This window comes from Paraburkholderia sp. BL23I1N1, assembly GCF_003610295.1.
Taxonomy (GTDB): domain Bacteria; phylum Pseudomonadota; class Gammaproteobacteria; order Burkholderiales; family Burkholderiaceae; genus Paraburkholderia.
Genome location: NZ_RAPV01000001.1, coordinates 3,336,812 through 3,355,306 on the forward strand (window position 1 = coordinate 3,336,812; position 18,495 = coordinate 3,355,306).

The window sequence follows — 18,495 nt, forward strand, 5'->3', positions numbered from 1 at the left end:
CTGTACACCTGGAAGCTGCCTGACGACCGTTCAGGATCGAAAGCGGATGTCAGGCGTCAGCGCCAGAATTCGGTGAGCTGATCGGCAAGGGCTCTGCCTTGGTTGTAACCGGCTTGAGCGGCGGGCGGACGGGTCGACAGATCCATCATGTTGACACCGAACGCGCTGAGCGAGTCGCCGTCCGGGAAGATCGTCTCGACTCTGCTGTTGCCCGCGCGGAGTTCGTCGACCTGTGCCGCAAGGTGCATGCCCCACTCCACCGGATGCCGTGATCTGCCGCCGATGGGCGACAGCACCAGCACCCGTGCGTATCCGGCTGCCAGATCGGCGTTCTCGTTGCGTCGGTAGCCGCCGTCGATGTATCTGTTGTCGCCGATGCTGTAGGGAGGGACACCGAAGCCGTTGGACGTGCTGGCGGCGACGGCATCCACGAGGTCGACTCCGCTGTGGCGATCGAACACGATCGGTTCACCGGTATGGGCATCGACCGCTGTGATGAGCAACGGTCGTTCCGGCCAGCGCTGACTGGGCAGCCGAGCGGCGACGACAGCGCGCCACGGCGCTTGCCCGGAGCCGTCCGACGCCGCGTCCATTTCGAGCGCCGCCGCACCCATTCTGCGGCGCATGTCGGCCGCATCCTCAGCGGCGGCGATGATCCGACTCGTTATTTCCATATGGTTCGCTGCCGGCCCAATGGGAACGCGTCCGCCCTCGGGTCCGCTCGGGCCAGTCCGTTGCTGGGATGCAGCGGAAAGGATGGCGGCAAACAGTTCGGTCGGGGGCGCGCTAGTGATCTGGGCCGCAGCCGTCGATCCAGCCGACGTCCCAATGATCAAATCGGCCTCGGTCACATCCAACCCGGCATCGAACAGGCCGGCGACGACGCCGATCTCCCACGCATTGCCGGCCGATCCACCACCATGGAGGACCAACGCTCGCTCACGTCTGGTTTCCATGCCACCCCCGGTATGAATTGATCCGATGGTCAAGAATGTCCGCTTCACTGGGTCGAACTGCGTCGCTCGTCATCCGGCTGAGTTCGTTTAGGGTTGGTCGATGCCTGCCAACGCCCGCAGGAATGTGACTGCGCCACCGCGCTTCGCTGGCAGGCGTTGAACGAGCCTCGATGGAGGAAACCGCGGAGTGCCCCGATACGGTCGGAGTCCTGGGCTATGGCGATTGATAGGCCGGGATGGCCAGCAAAGTTGATGGATGCGTGGTGCGGTGGGATTCTGGATGCGCGTTGACGCAGCGATGAAGCGGTGCAGTGGCGCAGTTGTGACGGTAAAGCGGACGTGCGAGGGACTGCGCGAGGCGACAGGCGCAGACGTCCGCTCGTGGGCCGCGTTGCCGCAAAGCCGACGGTCGGGTTGGAGGTGCAGGAAGCGTTCCGCTCAAGTCTCGCCTCGTCGTATGGGTGGTCCGCGAATGGGAGCAGTGCGTTCCAGTATTTCAATGACGATCATTGGTGCACCGCAGTGCCGGCAGACGAAGACCGGAGCGGCAGCGACCTCTTGATCGTCGGGCTGGGTGGCGACCTCGGGTACGACGTGCAGCAACTCACGCACCTTCGCGAGGCTGGCGCGGCGCACCGGGTTGGCGAGCAGTCCGTAGTGACGGATGCGATGGAAGCCGCCCGGCAGCACATGCAGCAGGAAAGCGGCGCATGAATTCGCCGGTTTCGAGGGTCATGGTCTTGTAGCGGGTGTGTCCCTTCGCGCGGTAGTCCTTCCAGCGGAACGTCACGCCGCGCTCATCGAAGGCGACGAGTCGCTGGTTGGAGATGGCGACGCGATGTGTATAGCGTGAGAGATACTCAAGCACCGCCTTCGGTCCGGCGAACGGGCGCTTGGCGTAGACCACCCATTCGCAGGTACGTAGCGGCGCAAGCCACCGGGCAAAGGTGGCGGGGTCAGCGAGCCCGGTGTACTCGCCGAAGAACTGCAGGTCGCCGCGGGGGTGAACCGACTGGAGTGCCTCGAGGAAGCGGCGCCGGAACAGGCGTGACAGGACGCGCACGGGCAGGAAGAAGCCGGGCCGGCAGGCGATCCAGCGCTCACCGTCAGGCGACAGCCCGCCACCGGGCACGATGCCGTGCACATGCGGGTGATGCGTGAGCGCCGAGCCCCAGGTGTGCAGTACGAGCGTGGCGCCGATCTGGGCGCCGAGATGCCTGGGATCACCGGCGATCGTGCGCAGCGTGTCAGCGGCGATGTCGAACAGCAGGCCGTAGATGATCCGTTTGTTTTACCAGGCGATCGCACTGATGGGCGCGGGCAGCGTGAAGACGACGTGGAAGTACTCGACGGGCAGCAGGTCGACCTGGCGTGCCTCCAGCCAGCGGTGTGCGGCGCTGGCCTGGCACTTTGGGCAATGGCGGTCCCGGCACGAGTTGAAGGACACCTCTGTCCTTGCGCAGCCTGAACAGCGCAGCACATGTCCGCCCAGTGCCGCCGTGCGGCACCGTTCGATGGCCGACATGACCTTCAGCTGCCCCAGGCTCAGATGTGTCGTGGCTCGCCACGCTGGCCCGTGGCTGCGGAAGATATCCGCAACCTCCAGCATGAGGCGCTACAGCGCGCAGCTTACCCGGCAGGCAGGCGGTCCAGCGGACTCGTGACCTCGTGCAGCAGGTCGGTGGCCACCTGGACGTAGAGCGCGGTGTTCTCGAGCCTATTGACTGCAGGCAAACTTGACTATCTCCCGCGCGAAACTATGTCCGGTGCTCACTGAGAACCCCTGTCCGGTGTGGCTTTCCCGCATCGACGCTAGACATTGGCATTCTCCCTTTGCAGGCACTTTCGCCTGATAGGAGAAGACCATGGGTGATTCTTATGAGAGCGCTGCCGCGCTGGTCTGCACCATCAGAGGTGCAACTGGGGAGCACCTTAATGCGTTCGTCGGTTCGCTGATCGGGCAGCAATACTCGGTCAGTTATGTATGCCAGTTGGCACAACACGCGCTTGCGTTTGGGCACTGGTGCGAGGATAGCTGCATTTCCTTCCATGCCTTGAAGGACGACGACATCGTGCGGTATCAGCGCCTTCGTTCGCGACGTCGATCGCGATGCTTCGAGACGAGACGCCGGGAACTACACGCATTGGAACTGTTGACGCGTTTCTTGCGCGATCGCGGCGTGTGTCATGTCGCTCAAACGCACGCTATTGCCGCTGACGAAGTTGTCGAGGGGTTTGCGCAATCCTTAAAACGCGATCAGGGTTTGGCCGTTGTGACCGTTGAGTCCTATGCAAGATGGACACGCAAATTTCTGGTGTGGCGGTTCGGCCAAGGAGAAGTCTGCTTGCGGGACGTTCGCGTGACCGACGCCAGCGCTTTCGTTAAGAGCGAGGCAAAGCGCATGGCGCCGGCCGCCCTGAAGAACGTTGTCACGGCACTGAGGTCCTTCCTTCGTTACGCCCAGTTTCGCGGCGAGGTCACCGCGGGACTTGCTGCAAGCGTGCCAGCGGTAGCCAGTTGGGCAAGCACACCCCCTATCCCCAGAGCCATTGCCGGCGAGCACGCGCAGCGCGCAATCGACAGTTGCGACCGGCGGAGCGCGGTGGGCCGACGCGATCGAGCCGTGCTGCTGCTTCTGGCAAGACTGGGACTACGAGCTTGCGAGATCGTCAGGCTGACGCTGGACGACGTCGACTGGGACTGTGCTCAATTGCGTGTGCGTGGCAAGGGTGGCCGCGAGAGTCTCCTGCCATTGACCGCCGACGTGGGCGAGGCGATCGCCGCCTATCTCGAGCGCGGGCGTCCTACCAGTCCAGATCGGCACCTCTTCCTTCGATCCCTGGCACCGATACGCGGGCTGATGGAAGGGTCGGACGGTATCGGCACGATCGTGCGCCACGCGCTCAATCGCGCCAAAGTCGACGCGCCGCACCGCGGCTCGCACCAGTTCCGGCACGCCTTGGCTGTTCGCATGTTGCAACTCGGTGCGTCGTTCCCGGAGATCGGCCAGGTTCTTCGCCATCGAAGCCCGCAGTCCACGAGCCTTTATGCGAGGGTGGATGTCAGCGCCCTCCGGAAATTAGCCATGGCCTGGCCAGGAGGTGCACGATGAACACGCTTCGAGAGGCACTCCAGGAGTACCTTGACCTGCGCCGCAGCCTCGGCTTCAAGATGCGCGAGGCCGGCTTGCTGTTGCCCCGGTTCGTCAGTTTCATGGAGACGCGGCATGCCGAGCATATCAGCACCGGCCTCGCTCTGGAGTGGGCGCAAAATCCGTCGGTTCAACCCGCAGAATGGGCCAGACGCCTTTGCTTCGTGCGCGGCTTTGCCCGCCACCGCAGTGCCACCGACATCCGCACAGAAATTCCACCGGTCGGGATGTTGCCCCATAGGTCTACGCGAGCCAGACCTCATCTATACACGGAGGTGGAAGTACGGCGCTTGCTGGACGCGGCATTGGAGTTGCCGGTGGCGTGGCCGTCGACGCCGCTGCGGCCCTGGGTGTTCCATTGCCTCATCGGCTTGCTCAGCGTTACAGGACTGCGTATCAGCGAAGCGCTAAACCTCGAGCTTGGTGACGTGGACCTCGAAGACGCCGTCCTGACGATTCGCGGTGCCAAGCTCGGTCGATCGCGCCTGGTCCCAATTCATCCGACCACCTGTACCGTCCTGGCTGACTACCTCAGGCGCCGCAAACAGTTCCTCGGACGCCAGGTCTCGTCCAACGTGTTCATCACGAGTCGCGGCACCCGGCTCGACATAGGACGCGTTCATCGGACGTTCTACGCGCTGTCAAGGCAAACGGGACTGCGTGCCGAAGGCGAAAGCAAGGGTCCACGGTTGCATGACTTCCGGCATCGCTTCGCCGTTGAAGTGCTGATACGTTGGTATCAGTCTGGAGAGGACGCCTGGCGCTTGATGCCGGTGCTGTCGACCTATCTTGGGCACATCTATGTGGCCGGCACGTACTGGTATCTGAGCGGGTCGCCCGAGTTGATGGCACAAGCGATGGATCTCCTGGAACGCCGCTGGGGAGAGTCATCATGACTAGGGAGCCCAGCTTCGCCGCCTTGCTGGAGAAGTTCTTCATCCAGCGCCTGATGCACCAGCGCCAGGCCAGTGTGCATACGATCGCCTCGTACCGCGACACATTCCGGTTACTGCTGGAATTTGTACAGCGACGCCTGCATAAAACACCATCCATTCTCGCACTGGAAGACATCGATGCGCCGCTGGTCGCGGACTTCCTCGATGAACAGGAGCAGGTTCGTGGCGTCACAGCTCGAACGCGTAACCTCCGCTTGACGGCAGTGCACTCGTTCTTCCGCTATGCGGCCTTCGAGATGCCGTCACACTCAGCGCACATCCAGCGCGTGCTGGCCATCCCGGCCAAGCGCTTTAGCCGCGCATTGGTCCCATTCCTGAGCCGACAAGAGGTCGATGCATTGCTGGCCGCGCCGGACCAGCAGACTTGGTCTGGTCGTCGCGATCACGCTCTATTGTTGTTGGCGGTGCAGACGGGGTTACGCCTGTCTGAACTGACAGGCCTTCAGCGCGAGGACCTGCACGTTGGCGCCGGCGCGCATGTTCGCGTGTTTGGCAAGGGGCGCAAGGAGCGTTGCACACCATTGAGCAAGAGCACTCGCGCCGTATTGGTCGCGTGGGTTCGAGAGCCACCGCGGGCCGCGAATCAGCCACTGTTCCCAAATGCGCGCGGCGGCCGGCTGAGCGCACACGGCGTCCATTACCTGCTTCACAAGTATGTCTTGGCGGCCTCGGAGGAATGCTCTTCGCTGAAGAACAAGCGCGTGAGCCCGCATGTATTGCGACACACGACAGCGATGGATCTGTTGCAAGAAGGCGTCGAACCCTCAGTCATCGCACTCTGGCTCGGTCACGAATCGGTGGAAACCACACAGGTCTACCTGGACGCCAACCTCACATTAAAGCAGGCGGTTCTGGACAGGACCACGCCCCCTAAAGGCAAGCCAGGACGGTATCGACCCGATGACCGATTGCTGGCGTTCTTGAAGGGCCTGTAGGCCATGCCTATGTCCCGCTGCGCACGGCCGGCTGATGTCGTCCCGTCAGTCCCGTGCGTCACGGGACATAGTTCCGCGCGGGAGATAGTCGAGCTTCGCATGGCCGAGCAGTACCTGGATCACGCGGATGTCCACCTTCTGTTCGAGCAGGTGTGTCGCAAAACTGTGCCTCAAGGTATGCATGGATACGCGCTTGTCGATGTTCGCAGCCTCGGCGGCGGCATGAATGGCACGGTTCAACTGTCGCGTGCTTAACTGGTCGAGGGGATCGAGCCCGGGAAACAGCCACCCACCATCGGGCATCCTGCCCTGCGCACAGGCCACGCGCCACCACACACGCAGACGCTCGAGCAGCACCGGGGAGAGCATGGCGTAGCGGTCACGGCGCCCCTTGCCCTGCTCGATACGCAGTGTCATGCGTTCGCTGTCGACGTCGGTGACCTTCAGCGCGACCACTTCGCTGGCGCGCAGCCCGGCACCGTATGCGACCGACAGTGCGGTCTGGTGCTTCAGGTTGCCGGCTGCCTCGATGAGTCGCCGCACTTCATCGGGACTGAGCACGACGGGCAATATGCGGGGCACGCGCACCGGTTGCATCCTGACCATCAGCCCGGGGCGGTCGAGCGTGACTGTGAAGAAGAACTTCAGGCCGGTGATCGCGTGGTTCAGCGATACGGCCGATGTGCCGTGGTCGACCAGATGGAGCTGGTAGCGGCGCAGGTCCTCGACGGTGGCGGTGGCAGGTGAGCGCCCGAGAAACCGGGCGAACTCACGCACGATGTGCAGATAGATGTCCTGCGTCCTGGGGGCAAGCTGGCGCATGCGCATGTCGTCGATCATGCGCTGGCGCAGTGGGCTGGCGTTTGCCGGTGAGGAGGTCATGATTCGGCTCCTGCTGGAGAACGAGGCGGATTGCCTCATTCGCCAACATAAACCGCGCGACCGGCTTGACCTTCACCTCCAGCGTCGGATCGTAGCGCCTACCGCGCGAGCGGTTTAGTCCACCGGCCGGAGCGGGTCGGCCTGAGCCGGTCGTTCAATCGACTCAGTTCGGCCACGTCCAGCCAGCCGGGGTCACCGGCCAGCCTGCCGGCCGCTCGACCGTCAGCCGCCGTCGCGACACCGGACATTCATGCAAGAAGTATCGCCAGTGATTTATGGCCCAGCGTTGCTGTACCCGCACTTCTTTCGGGGGTCCGCTCAGACTGTGCTTACTTGCGGCTTCCGCTACGCGTATTCAGCTGCCCATTGTGCCGCCGGTATTGCTCTATAGTGATTTGAGGCCTACGACGTCGTTCTGACCGGCATCCACGTCCCGGAGGCCGGAAAAATGAGGCCTTCCCGAACCTACAGGAAGGAGATGTTCCAATGGAACACGAAGGGTACCGCGCAAAGTTAGCCACCGTGTCGATGTTGTCGATGCGCCGGTCGAGGCACTGCTTGATCATCACATTGAGTTCGATCTCGGCCATGTTCAGCCAACTGCCATGTTTGGGCGTGTAGACAAATTCAAACCGGTCCCACAGCGCTTTGGCCTGCGATGGCGGGAAGGTTTCGTAGGGCGCGGCGGCCGTGTGGGTGTTCAGGTTGTCCATCACGAGGGTGATTCGTTGCGCATCCGGGTAGGCCTGGGCAATGTCCTGTACGAAGCGGGACCATTGCACCCTGGTCCGGGAGTCGGTGGCTTTCGTCAGACGCAGTCCGGCAAGGGGTTCCGATGCCATGAAGACATTGCACACGCCACAGCGCTCGTACTCATAGTCCTCCCGCGCAGGACGCCCTGGTGCCGCTTTGATCGGTTCGCGGGTCTGGCGAATCAACTGCCGCGGCGTCTCGTCCATGCACACCACGGGGCGCGTCGCGTCGTAGGGCCGGTGGTACACATCGAGCACGTTTTCCATGGCCGCCACGAACTCCGCGTTCGCTTTGGGCGGGATAATCCAGCCTATCTTGCGCCACGGCTTGAGTTCGTTTTTTTGAGCGCACGCCGCACCGTTTCGTGCGAGAGACTATCCACGTACTCCAGCTCTACGGCACGCTGCGCCAATCGCCGCAGCGACCAGTTCGCCTGGCCCTCGGGAGGCTCGCCGCAGCTCAGCGCAATCAGGCGGGCCTCAAGCTCGCCGTCAATCTTGCTGTCGTAGACCCTTTGGCCCGGCGGCCTGACAAGCGCGGCTTCGTAGCCTTCCTCCACGAAACGTTTCTTCACCCGGTCGATCTTGCGCGCGCTCACGTGCAACACCGCTGCGACCTCTTGCCCGGAGCGACGGCAGCGCCCTGAAGAGGTGTCGCAATTCAACAGAATGAGAGCGTTGATTACCTTCTGGGACTGGTGCGAACCTTTGCTCACAATCGCTTCGAGTTGCTCTCTTTCTTTCGCCGTCAGGGTAACGATGTATTTTTCCATTCCCCGATTTTCGCGCAGCGTGCTCGTGGTTACAACGTCTTTCCCCGGCCCCATATTTACCGACAGTTCACGGAAGTCACGACACTAGGTCGGCGCTTCTGGTATGAGCATTCTTTCGAGCCTCGCTCGCCATGCAGCCAAGATCATCTTTGCGAGTGTTGGAAACAAGCGCGATGGAAGCTCGCGAAATCATGGACATCGATCTTTAAGTCGGACCGCGTGGCAAGATCGGGTGAACGGCGCAGGTCCGCTACCGGTCAGAACTTCGCAAACTCGAGAATGTCCTGATTGAGCCGGTCTTTGTGGGTGTAATAAAGCGCGTGATAACCGCCTTCGTACACCGTGTACTTCGCGCCCGGAATCAGGGCCGCGGACACATCGCCCGACAGATTAATCGGCACGACCGGGTCGGCGCCGCCCTGAATGAGCAGCGTCGGAACGTCGAACTTCCTCAGGTCTGCGCGGAGGTCTGTTTCCGAAAAAGTAGCAATGCAATCATACGTGGCCTTGATGCTTGCTTGAATCGCCATGCCGAACGTCCAGTCAAGCATGGCTTTTGAAACAACCGATTCCTGTTGTTCAGCGCCCGTGAAGACGCGTCCGAACCGGACGAGAAAGTCGGCGCGATCGTTCATGACGCCGGCACGTAGGCCATCGAACACTTCGGGAGGGACGCCGTCGGGATTGTCTTCCCGGCGAATCAGCAAGGGGGTGATCGAACTGAGCAGAACGACTTTGGCGACGCGTCTCGATCCACGTGTGCCAATATATCGCGCCACCTCACCGCCACCCATCGAATACCCGGCCAGCACCATGTCGTTCAGATCGAGACTTTCGATCAGTTCGCTCAGATCGTTCGTCATCGTGTCGTAGTCATAGCCCGACCATGGCTGGCTGGAGCGGCCGAATCCCCGCCGGTCGTAGGTGATAACGCGAAAACCGTTGGCGGCGAGGAATTGCGCCTGGTATTCCCACATGTCGCCGCTCACCAGCCAGCCGCTAACGAGGACCACGGGCTGACCGGTGCCCCAATCTTTGTAGTACAAATGGGTGCCGTCGGTTGTCGTGAAGTGGGGCATTGCATACTCCTGTCAGTGGAAGACGTTGGGTCGAATGTTCAAGCGTCGATAGGACGGCGCAGCTTGTCACCGCCCAATGGGACGTCGTGCAGTCGCTTGCCGGTCGCATCGAATAGCGCGTTGGCGAGGGCGCCCGCGGTCGGTCCCATAGAGGCCTGCGTCGCGCTGAAAAACAGCCCGACGAGGTTTAGTGCAGTGTAAAGAAGGCACCGCACATAAAGTCCATAAAAGAGCTGAAATGTCCTGAGAGGCCAGTTCGGGTGAATATCGGCGCACAAGCCGCCCCTGGTGGAAGCCCGCTCATGACGCCCAACTGCCAGGCGAGGTGACGTTGCTCAAATTCGTTGGGCGGCATGTAGCCCTATGAAGAATGTAGCCGCGTCGTGTTGTACTTCTCTCGAATAAATTGTTGGGAGGCATCCTATGCGCGCTCCCTAGACTTGGTGTTGTACACATCTAGTGTCAATGCTTCGGCGTAACCCGGTCAGGGCAATCGCATCAGGAGACCTGCATTCCAAGCACTCGAGCCCGATAGTGTTCATCGAATCCGGCCTTGAGCCGCGTGTTCTTTATGCCGACCTTGGTGGCTTTGTCAGCGCGCAGTAGATTCGACACGATGCGGCGCAGGATCGCGAAGTGTTGTGCTGCATTGTCCACCCGGGCGCGGCATTGATCCTCGCCGAACGCGACATCGAGCACCCAATGCATGCTGTTTTCGATGGCCCAGTGAGCGCGCACCGTCTCGTTGATCCGTTTCGGGTCAGCGGGCAGGCTGTTGATGTAGTACCGCCGCTCCAGCGAAACGCGGCCGTCGATCTCGCGGGTGGCCTCAACCACCCCCACCGAACGCAGGCCGGCCCATTTACCGTCCTCATCCAGCCAGTCAATCATGTCGGTCGCAACGCACCGGCGCGTCTCGATTCTTCCGTGCACTTTCCTGCCTGTCTGACAGTGCTCAACGAAGCGCACGCTGCGCAGAGGCTGTGTGCGCTGTGCATCGAACAGCTGCACGATTGCTTCATGCAAGGCAGGCTGATTGCCTTTGACCGCAAGCACATAGTCGGCACCTCCAGCCACAATCTTCGCCGCGATCTCCCGCTGGCAACCCATCGCGTCGATCGTCACGATCGCACCCTTGAGCAGCAAGGCATCCAGCAACACCGGGATCGCGGTGATCTCGTTGCTTTGGGCGGCAGTCCTGACCTGAGCCAAGGTCGCCCCTAACGCGCCGCAATAGGCCGATACCAGATGGATCGCGCTACGCCCCATGCCGTGCGAGCGCCGTACTGTCTTGCCGTCAATGGCCACCACCAGGCCCGCGACGGCAGGACAGATACCGCTTACCCACCGCACAAAGCAGGCCTCGAACTGCCGCGCATCAAGCGCTGCGAATACGCGTCCGAACGTGTCGTGCGAGGCAATCCCGTTGCGCAGCGGCAAGTACCGGCGCAGCCACTCCAGTTGTCCTTGCCCCCACAAAGCGATCCCCACCCAGCCGTCGGCGCCCGACAGGATCGCCGCCAGTGCAACCACCAGCATTTCCGTCAGATCATGCTCCGGGGTGCGTACACGCGGGTCCTTCAGGTCCCCAAACGCGTCTTGCAAACTCAACGGCTCGTATTCGTCGTCCACACCACTCCCGGCTCCTGGCAAAACCAGGAGCTAACGCTTCTTCGCAGCAGCTTACAACCCCCATTCGTAACCCATTGTGGGTAAACAATTTTTCATGCGATTGCCCTGGTAACCCGGTGTGAGAACCTCTGTCTCGGTCGCGGGCAGGCATCTAACGAGATGCGCGTTATCTTACCTTTTCGAAAAATCGATTTTGCGTTAACGAATGACCGCTTCCGGAAAAGCTTAGAGGCCGTTGTGGGTCGGCCACGGAAGTTCGACAGGACGGTGCGACCGGCGATCGTCTGCGGCGGCCGGACTTCCGGGTTCGACCAAGCACATCGGACGCTACCGATTGGCCAACGCGCCCGAACGGCACTATGGGGGCGGTGACCGGTCGAGCAGCGCCTATAAGCTTAGGACCCGGCCGTTGTCATTTGGCGGCGTAGCCGCCTGCTTAAGTGCGGAAACTAGCTATTGAGCGGTAGCTTACTGCCAGCCGGGATGGCTGGCCCGATAGTATTCCAAGGCGGCATTCCGTTCCTGATCAGCTTGCCGAGCCAGTTGTTCAGCACGAGCCATGTGGCCACCAAACTGACCGCCGTGCTCGGCTTGGATAACATGCATTTCATTAATGGCGTTCTGCAAATCGTGAGTTGCAGTCATCGCCTTATTGTGAAGTTCATCGGCAAACGCGACATTGGCGACAAGAGCGGCGCACAAGAGCACGGGGAGTGTTTTGACTTTCATAAACGTGAATCTCCAGATAAAGGATTTCCAGACGATGGCAATCCACCTAAGGGACAACGTTCCGCACATGCTTCACGCTGACCGACTTTCACTCGAAATTTGTAAGCGTGCGTGACAACGGGCGATCGCCGGCTGCTGCTGAATTTCCGCACCCGGCCATTTCCAGCCGTTCACCTTGCCGCAGGGGGACTCGTCCTAACGTCGGAATGTCATCTGCAAGGAGACATTCCAGCGCGTGTTGTTCAGTCGGGGGGAGCCGAAATGAGAAAGTAGCGACTGCGAAGAGGCCCGCTACGGAGCCTCGAACATGAGACCGAAGAGGCCGTAAAGTCACCGCCTCAGGTTGGCGAGCGCCGCCGTCGACGGGGCTGCGGCAAACAGCGTCTTGACCGGTGTCCTTCTCGAATGGAAGCGATTAAGCTCCCTCGCAACCTCCGCTTAATCGTCCTTCCCAATCCTTCGTCTCGATCAGGAATGCGTCCATCTCCTGCCAAAACTGATCCGAAAGATTTTCAGAGAGACGGGCGAAGGACTGCTTGAATTCATCGGCGGTCTTTGCCCCGAAAACGATCGTGCTGACCGCAGAATGTCGCAGAGGAAAAAGCAGGGCAGCGGTAGCCAGCGACACGTGATGGCGCCGGCAAATGCGTTCGAGTCCTTCCGTCTGCAACAGGGCTAGCCGCGTCGCGGGCCGCATGTTGTAGAAGGCGTCGGGACGCGAACCGGTCGCGAGAATGCCCGAGTTGAATGGCGACGCCGCGATCCAGGCAATGCCTTTCTCGACGCAGTGATCCAGCAATGCGGTGCTGCGCGTGCGAAGCAACGAGTACTCTCCCGCCGGCATGACGACATCTACGTCGGCCAGTTCGGCGAAGTCCAGGCAGGCCTGCCAGTCCATACTGGCGACGCCTATCGCGCCGACCACTTTTTCATCCTTTAGGCGCTGTAACGCGGGAAACGCACCTTCGACGGCCGTTTTGAGTTCTTCGCGATACGCCGTCCGGGCAAAACCGGGATCGAGATCGTGAATAAAAACTATATCGAGACGATCGACATTGAGTCGCGACAGGCTGCGCTCGACCGATCGGAGCGTCGTATCGTACGTGTAGTCCAGGTAAAAGTCGCTACCGCCTGGCAAGGAGCTTGCGCCAGGCTGACTCAAGTACCTGCCGAGCTTGGTCGATACATACAACTCGTCTCGCGGATACGCTGCCAGCGCCGCGCCAAGCCGTTGCTCGCTTTTACCGCCAAGATAAGCTGCCGAGGTATCAAAATATCGAACGCCACTCGCCCATGCGGCATGAATCATGTTGAAGAACGCCTGCTCGCCCGCCGCGTTTGCGAGGCTGCCGGCTCCGACTCCTACCCGAGGAAACTGAACGATTCCATTCGGCTTTGAAATTCGCGCGTTCATCAAATTCGATATCCTTGATCAACAGTTCAGAGAATCACAATCAATTTAGTGGCGACCACAAAGACGAGGGCCGCCGAAAATGTGTCAGTACGCTTACCTGGTATGTTCGTTTGCGGCGATGTAATCGCGGCGCACGCGCTCCGCGGAGGCCTGGAGAACGGCGACGGCCCGCGCGCCGACACGTTCCGAAAAACGCACCGACGGAATCGCGACGTTCAGCGAGCCGAGCGGAAAGCCCGACGATGACAACACTGGCACGCCGACGCCGACGATGCCCGGCGTATATTCATCCATCGAATAGGCGACCCCGGTCTGTCGGATGGTTTCAATCTGTGCAAGCAGCGCCTTCTTTGATGTGATCGTCTTCGGCGTGATGGCTTGCATCTTCACGGTCTTGATGTACTCGCTACGCATCTGATCCGGAAGAAACGCGAGAATCACCTTTCCACCCGACACTGCATACAGCGGTGCAAGATCGCCGAGTCGCAGATGCGATACCAATCGTTGCGGGCTGGTCACTGTCGCAACGACTGCCACCTGATCGCCTTTGATCTGATTGAGCGCGCAAGACTCCAGCGTCTGCTGTGTGATCTCTGCCAGCACCGGCTGCGCGCAGCTGACGAGCGAGCGGCTATGCGTGGATTGCTGCGAAAGCCGGATTAGCGCTTCGCCGAGGCGATAACCCTTGGTGACAGGGACGAATTCGACAAAACCACGAGCCGTAAGATTCTTGAGCAGCTTGGTCAGCGAACTCTTCGGTATATCCAGCGCTTCCGCGATTTCCGTATGGGACATCTCGCGTCCCCATCTCGCGAGCAACTCGATCACGTCGAGCACGCGATCCGCCGATTTGACCACTGCATTCGATTCGTCTTCCAACAGCATATCCGGCTCCTGTTTACGTACGGAAACATACTAGCATCAGGATACTGGATCAGCGAGGAACGTTCGCATGCGCGCGTGGATGCGTCTCGCCTGTTCGTCGAACGACAGGCCACGCAGCGCGAGCGTCGGCGCCTCGACGGCGAGTGGAAGATCGGACCGCAGTTTCGACAGCAGTTCGCGCAGCGGCAATTCACCATCGCCGGGCAGCAGCCGGGCCGTCCTCGCTTCTTGTCGCCGTGCTTCGAGGGACTGCGGTGCGACGCTCGGTGCATCGCAAATCTGGATGTATTCGATCAGCGCCGGGTCGATTGCACCGATCTGCTCGCACGTCGCGCCCGAACGGAAGAATTGCAAAGCGTCGATGAGTATCCGCGCGTTCGCCTGTCCGCTGTCTCGCACGACCTCGAGCGCGTCGGCGGGCGTACCCACCGCGCAGTATGTGATCGCTTCGAGCCCGACCGAAAGGTCAAAGCCGTCGGCCGCTTCGCACAGGCGGCCGAAGTTGTCCCGCAGGCGACCGCGTTCGTTGTCGTTGCCGACGCAGAGCACGTGCCGCGCACCGAGCATACGACCCGCTTCGAGTGCAGGCAGTAGTGACACGACATCCGTCTGCGGACTCAGCCAGATGGCCTCGATGTCCAGCAGCCTGACGCCGGTTGCGTGGAGTCGCGCGCCTAACTCGCGGATGAGTGCGGGATGGTTCGCGACATCCTCGATCGCATCGGCACCGGTGGGCGCGACCAGCCGCAAGCCGCAAAACTCAAATCCCGCAGCGGCGGCCGCATCGACGAGTTGCAGCGGACGCGCGCCCAGAATGGTCAGATGATGCAACGACAGTTCATGCATGGGAACACGTCCGTAACATAAAAATGGCTCGTGGCGCACAGCGGTCAGTTCTGCAGCGGCAGCACGAAATCATAGGCAAGCAGGGCACTCGGAACATCGACGAGATGACCGGCCGGACTCAGGCCCGGTGCGAGCGGTACCAGTGGTTCGATCAGTGCGTCCTTCACGCCGAACACGACGTCCGAGTCCAGGAAGATGTCGCCGCTCACGAACACGTGCGTAACGAGTGTCTGGAAGCCGGGTGCACTGACGCGGAAGTGCACGTGAGCGGGGCGGTAGGGATGCCGCCCCTGCGCATCGAGCATGCGGCCAACCGGGCCGTCGTTCGGAATCGGATAGGCCGCGGGTACGATCGAGCGATACCAGAATGCGCCTTCTGGATCGGTCAGGAAGCGCGCGCGCATGTGCAGGTTCTCCTTGCCCGCCGCCTTCTGCACATCATAGAAGCCATGGCTGTCCGCGTGCCACGTCTCGATCAGTGCGCCCGCGATCGGTTTCCCGTTCAGATCGCGTAAGGTGCCCTCCACCAGCAGAGGGTCGCCCGGCTCGCCATCGGCGATCGAAGCGCCTAGCGGCAGAATAGCCGCTTCTTCTACATAGAACGGACCGAGCACGGTAGTTTGCGTCGCGTCGCCCGGATAGCGATGATTGATCGCGTCCACCAGCATCGATACACCGAGCGTGTCGGAGAGCAGAATGAACTCCTGCCGGGTGTCGGTGCACATCTGCCCCGTCTGGGTGAGAAAGCGAATCGCGGCAGCCCATTCGTCTTCGGTAGGCTCGATCTCCTTCACGAACGCATGCAGGTGACGAACCAGCGCGTCGCTGATCTGGTGCACGCGTTCGCTCTTGCTTCCCGCAAGGCGCTCGATGACCGCTGCAGTGATGTTGTCTTCGTCGAAATTGCGCATCGCGTGTTCCTCACAGGCAATCGGGTTGTGGTGCCGCGCCGCGCCATGCCCTTTCGAGCATTGCCCTGATCGAGTCATAGCCCGGCGTGCGCGGATTCGCATAGGTCTGTTGCAGCACCAGATCGGCCGCGCGCCCGATACCATCGTGCGGCATGCCAATCTCCGCAAGAGACTGGGGAACGTGCAGCCTTGCAGCGAGCGCGTGCAGCCCAGACCATGCGTCATCGGCTTCAAGCGCGTGTGCGATGCGGCGCATTGCATGCGGCGCCGCGCCAGCCTGGTAGGCAACGACGTGCGCAAGCATGATCGCATGAGTGTCGGCATGCGGCAGATCAAAGGTGCCGCCCAGCACATGACAGACTTTGTGATGCAGCGCCATGCCGACGGAGCCGAGGCACGTTCCGCACAACCACGCACCGTATTGGGCGCGGCTGCGCGCATCACGACTGGCAGGATTGGCGAGAATCTCGGGCAGCGCAGCGGCGAGGGCCGCGATACCCTGTTCAGCCATGATCGACGTGACCGGATTGGCGTCGACGGAATAGAGCGCTTCCACCGCGTGAGCCATCGCGTTCAGACCGCTGGTCGCCGACAAGCGCGCGGGCAGCGTCAGGGTGAGTTCCACATCGTAGATCACGGCCTCCGGCAGCACGTCGAGCGTACGACGCGTACGTTTCTCGCCGTCCTGCGTTTCGCCGATGATTGGTGTGACTTCAGAGCCGGCGTACGTGGTGGGCAGCGCGATTTGCGGCAGGCCGGTGCGCAGTGCAAGCGCTTTGGCGAGGCCTATCGCCGAACCACCGCCGACAGCAATCAGGGAGTCCGCGCCGGTCTCCTGCGTGACCGCGAGTGCACGCGATGTCACGTTCCACGGCGTGTGCATCGCGGCCTCGGAAAAGATATGCGCCGGCGAACCGGTGAACAACGACGCGATGGCATCGGCCAAATCCTTCTGCTCCGGTGTGGAGACGATCAACGGATGCGTGCAGCCCAGTTGCCGGGCGACTTCAGGCGTTTCCCGACGCCTGCCCGCGCCGAACAGCACGCGCGCCGGCAGCGCCTGGTAATCGAAGCGCATCGGCGAGACGTCCTCCATCATAGCGCTCCGTTTTGCAGATATTTGCGGCCGCGCGCATAGAGCGCTTCTACCTCCGGGCCCGTCAGTGTCGGCATGTCGCGTTTGACCTTGTAGCCGATTCGGGTCTGCATATATGCGAGATGCCGGTAGCCAACGGGGAACTCGGCCAGCAGCGCCGCATCGAGAACGGGACGTGCGTCCGGCTTGACCGGATCCAGACGATCCTTTTCGTAGATGGGCTGTCGAAGCAACAGCAGCCATCGGTCGTCGACCTTCTCGAAGAAGTCGTAGAAGCGGCCGGTGCACACGACGTCGCATAACGTGTCTTCGACTTCTCCACGCTGCGAAATGGTCATCTTGGTCTGCGCGACGGCACGCGAGCCGCTCACTTCGATCGACGAGCCGCCCAGAAAATGCAGGATGCTCACGCCGTTGGCCCAACCGGCCTTCGTCACTTCGATGAACTCGCGGCCGCTTCCCTGAAACCACGTCGCCATCATGCGGCCGTCCGGATGCCAAGGCGTCGCGAAACGCTCCCAGTCTCCCGCATCTCGCCATACCGCCCAGTTTTCGATCGTCTCGCGGATCGTCAATCGATCAATCATCGCCTGTTCCATCTATCGCTCCTCTGTGTTCCCGTATAGGAATCCGTTTCTATATTGGTACTCATGACGCTGCGCGGTCAAGCGGTTTTTATCGCGAACCGGGACATTCCCTGGTTTGTTCCCCTATGTGAATGAATGGTGGGATTGCCGTTGACGAGCCGGAATATCGTTTCTAGGATAGGAACTACGTTATATATAGGAACAAACGGACATGGAAAACCAATCGATAACACAACGAAGATTTGAATCACGCACGGCCATCGTGACGGGCGCCGCGCGTGGCATCGGGAGCGGTATCGCAGAGCGTCTTGCGGACGAAGGCTGCCGGATCGCCTGTTGGGATATCGATTGTTCATCGCTCGAAACAGGCGGCGACTCGTTCGCGGCGCTTGTTCAGGCCGTCGATCTTGCCGACGCGCGTTCCGTTGAGGCCGCGTTCGCTGTCACGCTCAAGTCGTTCGGTCATGTCGACATACTCGTGAACAACGCCGGCATCAACGGACCGGTCGTGCCGATCCAGGACTATCCGGTCGACGCATGGAACCGCGTTCTCGCCGTCGATCTGAACAGCGTCTTCCACACCTGTCGCCTCGCGTGCCACACATGCGCGGACGTGGCGCGGGACGCATCGTCAACGTGGCGTCGATCGTCGGCAAGGAAGGACATCCGAACATTTGCGCTTATGCCGCAGCGAAGGCGGGTGTCATCGGTCTGACGAAATCGATCGCGCGCGAGTTGGCCGGAACGGGCGTCACGGTCAATGGCATCGCGCCTGCGATCACCGAAACGGATCTTTTCCGGGAGATGACGGAGGAGCACATCGAGGCCAGTAAAGCACGCATTCCGATGGGGCGGTTTTTGACCGTTCCGGAAATCGCCGCCATGGTGGCATGAATCGCAAGCGACGAAT

At 61.3% G+C, this 18,495-nt stretch carries 14 protein-coding genes and 3 pseudogenes; 4 read left to right on the top strand and 13 right to left on the bottom strand.

Annotation, left to right across the window (positions count from 1 at the left end):
* Positions 1 to 56: 56 nt before the first annotated feature.
* Positions 57 to 989 carry a patatin-like phospholipase family protein gene (locus tag B0G76_RS15555; protein WP_220700755.1) on the bottom strand — a complete coding sequence of 311 codons (933 nt, stop codon included), beginning with the start codon at positions 987 to 989 and terminating at the stop codon, positions 57 to 59.
* A 405-nt stretch (positions 990 to 1,394) separates the two neighbouring features.
* Positions 1,395 to 2,565 (bottom strand): annotated as a pseudogene (locus B0G76_RS15560) (IS91 family transposase).
* Positions 2,566 to 2,821: 256 nt separating this feature from the next.
* Here B0G76_RS15560 and B0G76_RS15565 point away from each other — a divergent pair.
* From B0G76_RS15565 to B0G76_RS15575, 3 genes are read left to right on the top strand one after another with little or no spacing between them, the layout of a single operon-like run.
* Positions 2,822 to 4,069 carry a site-specific integrase gene (locus B0G76_RS15565; RefSeq protein WP_120293409.1) on the top strand — a complete coding sequence of 416 codons (1,248 nt, stop codon included), beginning with the start codon at positions 2,822 to 2,824 and terminating at the stop codon, positions 4,067 to 4,069.
* Complete coding sequence (locus B0G76_RS15570; RefSeq protein ID WP_120293410.1) at positions 4,066 to 5,004, top strand: tyrosine-type recombinase/integrase; 939 nt, start codon at positions 4,066 to 4,068, stop codon at positions 5,002 to 5,004. Before B0G76_RS15565 ends, B0G76_RS15570 begins: the two co-directional genes overlap by 4 nt.
* Positions 5,001 to 5,999, top strand: coding sequence for a site-specific integrase (locus tag B0G76_RS15575; RefSeq protein WP_120293411.1), 999 nt, complete (start codon positions 5,001 to 5,003; stop codon positions 5,997 to 5,999). Before B0G76_RS15570 ends, B0G76_RS15575 begins: the two co-directional genes overlap by 4 nt.
* 45 nt (positions 6,000 to 6,044) lie before the next feature.
* Here the strand turns inward: B0G76_RS15575 and B0G76_RS15580 are convergent, their stop codons facing one another.
* The 11 genes and pseudogenes from B0G76_RS15580 to B0G76_RS15630 all read right to left on the bottom strand — a co-directional run bounded on the left by B0G76_RS15580 (position 6,045) and on the right by B0G76_RS15630 (position 17,585).
* Complete coding sequence (locus B0G76_RS15580; RefSeq protein WP_120293412.1) at positions 6,045 to 6,881, bottom strand: site-specific integrase; 837 nt, start codon at positions 6,879 to 6,881, stop codon at positions 6,045 to 6,047.
* A gap of 518 nt (positions 6,882 to 7,399) precedes the next feature.
* Positions 7,400 to 8,406, bottom strand: a pseudogene (locus B0G76_RS15585) (IS630 family transposase); the annotation flags it as partial.
* Between the two features lie 257 nt (positions 8,407 to 8,663).
* Positions 8,664 to 9,485 carry an alpha/beta fold hydrolase gene (locus tag B0G76_RS15590; RefSeq protein ID WP_120293413.1) on the bottom strand — a complete coding sequence of 274 codons (822 nt, stop codon included), beginning with the start codon at positions 9,483 to 9,485 and terminating at the stop codon, positions 8,664 to 8,666.
* Between the two features lie 498 nt (positions 9,486 to 9,983).
* Positions 9,984 to 11,117 carry an ISAs1 family transposase gene (locus B0G76_RS15595; RefSeq protein ID WP_120293390.1) on the bottom strand — a complete coding sequence of 378 codons (1,134 nt, stop codon included), beginning with the start codon at positions 11,115 to 11,117 and terminating at the stop codon, positions 9,984 to 9,986.
* 468 nt (positions 11,118 to 11,585) lie between these two features.
* Positions 11,586 to 11,846, bottom strand: a complete 261-nt coding sequence (locus B0G76_RS15600; RefSeq protein WP_147394052.1) for a hypothetical protein — start codon at positions 11,844 to 11,846, stop codon at positions 11,586 to 11,588.
* 415 nt (positions 11,847 to 12,261) lie between these two features.
* On the bottom strand, positions 12,262 to 13,260 hold the full coding sequence (locus B0G76_RS15605; protein ID WP_120293415.1) for an aldo/keto reductase: 999 nt from the start codon (positions 13,258 to 13,260) through the stop codon (positions 12,262 to 12,264).
* Between the two features lie 93 nt (positions 13,261 to 13,353).
* Complete coding sequence (locus B0G76_RS15610; protein WP_120293416.1) at positions 13,354 to 14,145, bottom strand: IclR family transcriptional regulator; 792 nt, start codon at positions 14,143 to 14,145, stop codon at positions 13,354 to 13,356.
* A gap of 36 nt (positions 14,146 to 14,181) precedes the next feature.
* Positions 14,182 to 14,991, bottom strand: a complete 810-nt coding sequence (locus tag B0G76_RS15615; protein ID WP_120293417.1) for a sugar phosphate isomerase/epimerase — start codon at positions 14,989 to 14,991, stop codon at positions 14,182 to 14,184.
* A 44-nt stretch (positions 14,992 to 15,035) separates the two neighbouring features.
* Positions 15,036 to 15,902: an intradiol ring-cleavage dioxygenase gene (locus tag B0G76_RS15620; RefSeq protein ID WP_120293418.1), complete on the bottom strand. Its 867-nt coding sequence runs from the start codon at positions 15,900 to 15,902 to the stop codon at positions 15,036 to 15,038.
* Positions 15,903 to 15,912: 10 nt separating this feature from the next.
* A complete protein-coding gene (locus B0G76_RS15625) occupies positions 15,913 to 16,998 on the bottom strand; it encodes a maleylacetate reductase (protein WP_120296405.1) in 1,086 nt (361 codons plus the stop codon).
* Positions 16,998 to 17,585, bottom strand: coding sequence for a nuclear transport factor 2 family protein (locus tag B0G76_RS15630; RefSeq protein WP_259460593.1), 588 nt, complete (start codon positions 17,583 to 17,585; stop codon positions 16,998 to 17,000). Before B0G76_RS15630 ends, B0G76_RS15625 begins: the two co-directional genes overlap by 1 nt.
* 211 nt (positions 17,586 to 17,796) lie before the next feature.
* On the opposite strand from B0G76_RS15630, the pseudogene B0G76_RS15635 reads away from it, so the two are divergent.
* Positions 17,797 to 18,479: pseudogene (locus B0G76_RS15635) on the top strand (SDR family NAD(P)-dependent oxidoreductase).
* Positions 18,480 to 18,495 lie beyond the last annotated feature (16 nt).